Raw genomic sequence first — 5,622 nt, 5'->3', positions numbered from 1 at the left:
ATCCAGCCCGAGCGCCTTGGTGACGGCGCAGGCCTGTGCGGCAAAGGCCTCGTTGGCTTCGATCACGTCGAGGTCGGCCACGGTCAGGCCAGCGCGTTCCAGCGCCTTCTTCGTGGCCGGCACCGGGCCGATGCCCATGGTCTTGGGATCGACGCCGGCATGCGCGTAGGAGACCAGGCGGGCCAGCGGCTTGAGGCCGCGTTTCTCGGCCTCGGCACGCTCCATCAGGACCACGGCGGCGGCGGCGTCGTTCAGGCCCGAGGCATTGCCCGCGGTAACCGTGCCATTCTCCTTGACGAAGACCGGCTTGAGCTTGGACATGTCCTCCATGACCGCGTCGTGGCGCACGTGCTCGTCGGTGTCGAAGGTGACGTCGCCCTTGCGGCCCTTCAGCGTGACCGGCAGGATCTGGTCCTTGAAGTGACCGGCGCGGATCGCCGCCGACGCACGGCGATGCGACTCCAGCGCGGCCTCGTCCTGCTGGATGCGGCTGATGTCGTATTCCTTGGCCACGTTCTCGGCGGTGACGCCCATGTGGATGCCATGGAAGGGATCGTGCAGCGCGCCCAGCATCATGTCGAGCATCTTGGCGTCGCCCATGCGCGCCCCCCAGCGTGCCGACTGCGCCAGGTACGGCGCACGGCTCATGCTTTCCGCCCCGCCGCCGATGGCCACGTCGGTATCGCCCAGCAGGATGGACTGCGCCGCGCTCACGATGGCCTGCAGGCCCGAGCCGCACAGGCGGTTGACGGTCAGTGCCGGCGCGTCGATGGTGACGCCGCCCTCCACTGCCGCCACCCGGCCGAGGTACATATCCCGTGGTTCGGTCTGGATCACGTTGCCAAACACCACATGGCCGACATCGTCACCGCTGACCTGGGCGCGGGCCAGTGCTTCACGCACCACCATGGCACCCATCTGGGTCGGGGAAAGATCCTTCAGGCTGCCGCCGAAGGTACCGATCGCGGTCCGCACGCCGCTCACCACCACCACTTCACGTGTCATCTTGTGTCTCCTGGGCTGATGTTGCAGCGCACAGTATAGCGGCGCGCCGGGCAAAACGAACGACCGTACTTTTACCTAAGCGGACCTGCAGCCACGGCCAGCCTCAGACTTCGCCCCACAAATCGTGGCCATCCGCACCGGTAATCTTCACCGAAACGAACTCGCCAACCTTGTAGCGCGGCAAACCCTGGGCCGGCGGATCGATATAGACCAGGCCATCGATCTCAGGCGCATCGGCCGAGGAACGCCCGATGCCGCCGTCCTGGTTGATCTCGTCCACCAGCACGCGCAGGGTCTGGCCCACCTTGCGCTGCAGGCGCCGGGCGGACACTTCCTCGGCGACTTCCATGAAGCGCGCGCGGCGCTCCTCGCGCACCTCGTCGGGCAAGGCGCCCGGCAGGTCGTTGGCGGTGGCACCCTCGACCGGCGAATAGGCGAAGCAGCCCACGCGGTCCAGTTCGGCCTCGGCGATGAAATCCAGCAGCGTCTGGAACTCCGCCTCGGTCTCGCCGGGGAAGCCCGCGATAAACGTGCTGCGGATGGTCAGTTCAGGGCAGATCTCGCGCCAGGCGCGGATGCGGTCCATGGTCTTCTCGGCATTGGCCGGGCGCTTCATGCGCTTGAGCACGTCCGGGTGGGCGTGCTGCAGCGGCACGTCCAGGTAAGGCAGCACGTGGCCCTGCGACATCAGCGGGATGATCTCGTCGACGTGCGGGTACGGGTACACGTAATGCAGGCGGACCCAGGCGCCGTACTTGGCGGCGAGTTCGCCCAGCGCGGCGACCAGCTCGGTCATGCGCGTCTTGAGCGGACGGCCGTCCCAGAAACCGGTGCGGTACTTCACGTCCACGCCATAGGCACTGGTGTCCTGCGAAATCACCAGCAGTTCCTTGACGCCCGACTTGAACAGGTTCTCGGCCTCCAGCATGACTTCCGCCACCGGACGGGAGACCAGGTCGCCGCGCATCGACGGGATGATGCAGAACGAGCAGCGATGGTTGCAGCCCTCGGATATCTTCAGGTAAGCGTAATGCTTGGGCGTGAGCTTGATGCCGGCGGCCGGCACCAGGTCCAGGAACGGGTCGTGAGGCTTGGGCAGGTGGGTGTGCACGGCCTGCATCACCTCGCCCAGCGCATGCGGGCCGGTGACGGCCAGCACCTTCGGGTGAACCGAGGTAATGATGTCCTCGCCTGCGGCGTTCTTCTTCGCGCCCAGGCAGCCGGTGACGATCACCTTGCCGTTCTCGGCCAGCGCCTCGCCGATGGCGTCCAGGCTTTCCTGCACCGCCTCGTCGATAAAGCCGCAGGTGTTGACGACCACGAGATCGGCGCCGTCGTAGGTGCCGCTGATGGCATAGCCTTCGGCGCGCAGCTGGGTAATGATCTGCTCGGAGTCGACCAAAGCCTTCGGGCACCCGAGGCTCACAAATCCCACATTTGGAATATGGTCTTTCTTAGTCGTTGATTCTGCAGGGTTTTTCACGGTTACTTCCAAATGTGGGGCGGGCGAGGCGGGACATGGCCACCTGGCGGTACAAAGCCAATCGCGTATTTTAACCGCTTGCCGGAGTTTGCCGGGGCCTCATGGCCGACATGAACGTGGTTCGGATGGAGCCGCCTGGCCGAAGGGATGGCGCTCAAGGACGTGGTGCGTTCGGGCAACAACGACGCCGTCAGCGCCGTCGAGAAAGCGGAGAAAAGCCGGGGCGATAGCGGCGTCCCCTGGGTCGGGGGCAGCAACGCCGGCTGTGGGTCGCAGCGTTGGGGTGGGCCGGTGTCCGTGCGGGGAATGTGCTACGTGGGCTGAGCGACTCGACGACCGACGCAAAGGCAGCAGGTAAAACAGCCGCGGCCGAGATCACCTGACAATCAGCAGGCCGCAGTCGTTTCAAGGCGCGAATCGTCACGCTTGATCGGCATCGGCCTGGTCGCCCTGCACCAGCGCCTGGAACAGCTTCACCAGCCGCGCCGCATCCCCCATGACCGGCGCGAAGAACGCGGCATCGCAATCTTCCACCACCACGACCGCCTTGCGCGCCAGCTCGCGGCCGGCACGCGTGACCTCGATCGCCTTGGCGCGCGGATCGGTGGGATGGTCGCCACGTGCGATCAGCGCGGCCGCCTCCAGCGCCCGCAGCACCTGGGAGGTGGTCATCGGGTCGATCCCGGTGAGCTGCGCGATCCGCGCCTGGGTCAGCGGTTCGGCCGCGCCGAACCAGGTGGCGGTCGCAAGCACCACGAACTGCGAGTGGGTGAGGCCATAGGGCTGTAGCGCTTGCCGCTGCCGGCGCTGCCAGGCATTGGAGATTTTCCACAAGAGGAAGCCCGGGCTTTCCGCCGGCCCGGACACCTTGCTCGGCAGCGGCAGCACGGCCTTACGCGTCATGCCGCCCCCCGCGACCCACTGACCGACCCCAAGTCGGCCTCCAGGTCAGCCCCCATGGCGGCGGCAATGACCGCGAAATCGCCGGGCGCGAGCGGCAGGTGGCCGCGGCGCAGCGCCATACCCCAGTTCGGTGCGGCACAGAGCGCAAGCTCGTTCTTGATCATGTCCATCGGCACATCCATGGCGTCAACATAGCCAACCCTGCGGCGGAACGGAACGAAGCCGCCGCCCATGTCGAAGGCAAACACCTCGTCGTCCACGATACGGCCGATCGCGGTGAAGGCGCGCAGCGGCGCGCCGCCCATCTCCTCGGACGGTGAGTAGTAGACCAGCCAGTCGCCGGGGCGCATCCGCCGCAGCGGCTGCGCCTTGCCATGGCATAGCTGCGCGAAGCCGCCGGCAACGCCGCGCCGCACATGCGCGCGGCTGACCACGCCCAGCCACGCGCTCATGCCGCGCGTCCCTCGGCAAGCCGCGCAAGGCTGGCAAGCACATCGGGAAAGTCCGAGGCAATCGCGGCGCCAATCTCAGCGGCATCGGGACCGCGGGCCTCCAGCGCATAGGTGACGCGGGCGCCCCCGCCATGCGGCGCGATGCGGTGCGCGACCACGACGACGAGATCGCCGACGCAGGTCTCGTCGGCGAAACTCTCAGCCTCGCGCACCTCGACCAGGCGGCAGCGCAGCGGCTCCTGGCCTGGCGGCGTCATGGTGAACCAGGTGCCTTCTGCGAACGGCCCGTCGATCGCGATCTCCGCGATGCCGGCATTCCAGCGCACCCAGCCCGACACATCGCTGAACAGCCGCCAGATAGCGTCAGGCGACGCAGTGGTCTCGATGCTGTGCTCGATACGCCAGACATTTGGATTGCTCATGACCAACCTCCATATTCTATGTGCGCTTATAATAAGTGCACATAGAATAAGAATCAAGCGACAAGATGCACGACCGTGATGCCACGCGGCCTTGCTATGGAAGCCACCTCGGCCCGCATGCCGATCTCGCACGCCGCGCCGACCAGCCGTTCGACCGGCATGGCGATCGCCAGCCCCGCATTGTCGAACTGGTGGCGGCCGAACAGCGTGGCACCGACAGGTCTATCAGGCCTCGCTCGTCCTGATAGACCAGCCGTCCGTGTTCGACGCCGACATGACATGCCAGTGCCGACCGGCGGCATACAGCGGCGCGCGAGCCCGCGCCGCCGCGGCTTCGATCACCGTCGCCAACCCAGGGGCCGCCTACTCGTCGTCCTCATCAAAAAGGCGTCCATGATCGGTGCGAATGTCTTTTTCGTAGTAACCGCAGCCTGCATGGCCGGCATGCGCCAGCATGGCCTGCGCGAGGTCCTCTGGCAGTGCCTGGAGGTGGCGCCCCGCGCAGATGTCGGCTTCCAGCAGGCGCAGGAACGCCCCGATCGCCGGATCGAAACGATGGCAACGCTATCCGTGCGTGTCGCGGGGCTGACGGGTTCCATCGCAAACACGCGGGCCTTGTGCATCTTACGTGCGCCCCACCGACTGCGATATAGAACGCATCTGAATCTGAGCTGCTGCCCTCGCCGACGATGGGGAAGATGCCCTTGCACTTGGGGCAGCTCACCAAGTGTCCAAGGCTAACGATTCTCCCACCGCTGAGGTCGGTGTTGGAAAGTACTTTCCCAGGAACTCCCAACGTTATCTGTTGCCATCTACACCTTCAGGATAGCGAAGCGTGCGCAGCGCCTATCGCCTGCCACAACGGACGTCTATACGGCCAAAGCCTCCCCATTGCACCGCCGGGATCGAACCGCCACGCAAATCAAGCGGGCCAAAAATGGCCCGACGAGCCATTTTTGGCCCGCCTATATCCATCTATTAATCAATACCTTAGCGATTCACCGGGCCATTAATGGCCCGATTTCCGCAGAAAAGCCGCATTTCCACGGCGCAAACATCCATGGCGTCGCGGCCCGTATGCTCATCACGCTCATCAAACCATTGATTTATATAGGATAAAGACGACGATCACCGCCATTGGCACGGTGTTTGCCTTATGGGGTACTGCCATTCATTGGCAAGACGGCCTCCCGGCCCCCCCTCATCACTAACACGCAAAAGGAAGTCACCATGCCGACACCCGCTTACATCAGCATCCAGGGCAAGACCCAGGGCAACATCACGCAGGGCGCCTTCACCGCCGACTCGGTGGGCAACGTCTATCAGGAAGGTCACGAAGATCAGATCCTGGTCCAGG

Annotated in this window: 6 protein-coding genes and 1 pseudogene; 2 read left to right on the top strand and 5 right to left on the bottom strand. The window is 65.2% G+C overall.

Annotation, left to right across the window (positions count from 1 at the left end; genetic code table 11):
* A partial coding sequence (gene bktB / locus AC3FOF_RS44290) for a beta-ketothiolase BktB (protein ID WP_488729071.1) occupies positions 1–1,005 on the bottom strand: 1,005 nt, incomplete at its 3' end.
* Positions 1,006–1,108: 103 nt separating this feature from the next.
* Positions 1,109–2,488, bottom strand: coding sequence for a 30S ribosomal protein S12 methylthiotransferase RimO (gene rimO, locus AC3FOF_RS44285; protein ID WP_051078474.1), 1,380 nt, complete (start codon positions 2,486–2,488; stop codon positions 1,109–1,111).
* Positions 2,489–2,611: 123 nt separating this feature from the next.
* Between rimO and AC3FOF_RS44280 the strand changes: the two are divergent.
* Positions 2,612–2,764, top strand: a pseudogene (locus tag AC3FOF_RS44280) (integrating conjugative element protein); the annotation flags it as partial.
* 144 nt (positions 2,765–2,908) lie between these two features.
* Here the strand turns inward: AC3FOF_RS44280 and AC3FOF_RS44275 are convergent.
* The 3 genes from AC3FOF_RS44275 to AC3FOF_RS44265 are packed head-to-tail and all read right to left on the bottom strand — an operon-like array spanning position 2,909 to position 4,265.
* Entirely contained in the window at positions 2,909–3,391 is a 483-nt protein-coding gene (locus AC3FOF_RS44275) for a MarR family winged helix-turn-helix transcriptional regulator (protein WP_488730285.1), read from the bottom strand.
* Entirely contained in the window at positions 3,388–3,843 is a 456-nt protein-coding gene (locus AC3FOF_RS44270; protein ID WP_488730284.1) for an EVE domain-containing protein, read from the bottom strand. The genes AC3FOF_RS44275 and AC3FOF_RS44270 overlap by 4 nt, the downstream gene beginning before the upstream one ends.
* Entirely contained in the window at positions 3,840–4,265 is a 426-nt protein-coding gene (locus tag AC3FOF_RS44265; RefSeq protein ID WP_276266674.1) for an SRPBCC family protein, read from the bottom strand. The genes AC3FOF_RS44270 and AC3FOF_RS44265 overlap by 4 nt, the downstream gene beginning before the upstream one ends.
* Positions 4,266–4,330: 65 nt before the next feature.
* On the opposite strand from AC3FOF_RS44265, the gene AC3FOF_RS44260 reads away from it, so the two are divergent.
* Complete coding sequence (locus tag AC3FOF_RS44260) at positions 4,331–4,510, top strand: hypothetical protein (protein ID WP_488730283.1); 180 nt, start codon at positions 4,331–4,333, stop codon at positions 4,508–4,510.
* Positions 4,511–5,622: the final 1,112 nt, after the last annotated feature.

This window comes from Cupriavidus sp. 96C5-1 (assembly GCF_057798855.1).
The sequence above is the reverse complement of the archived record's forward strand: the minus strand, read 5'-3'. Positions and strand labels throughout refer to the sequence as shown.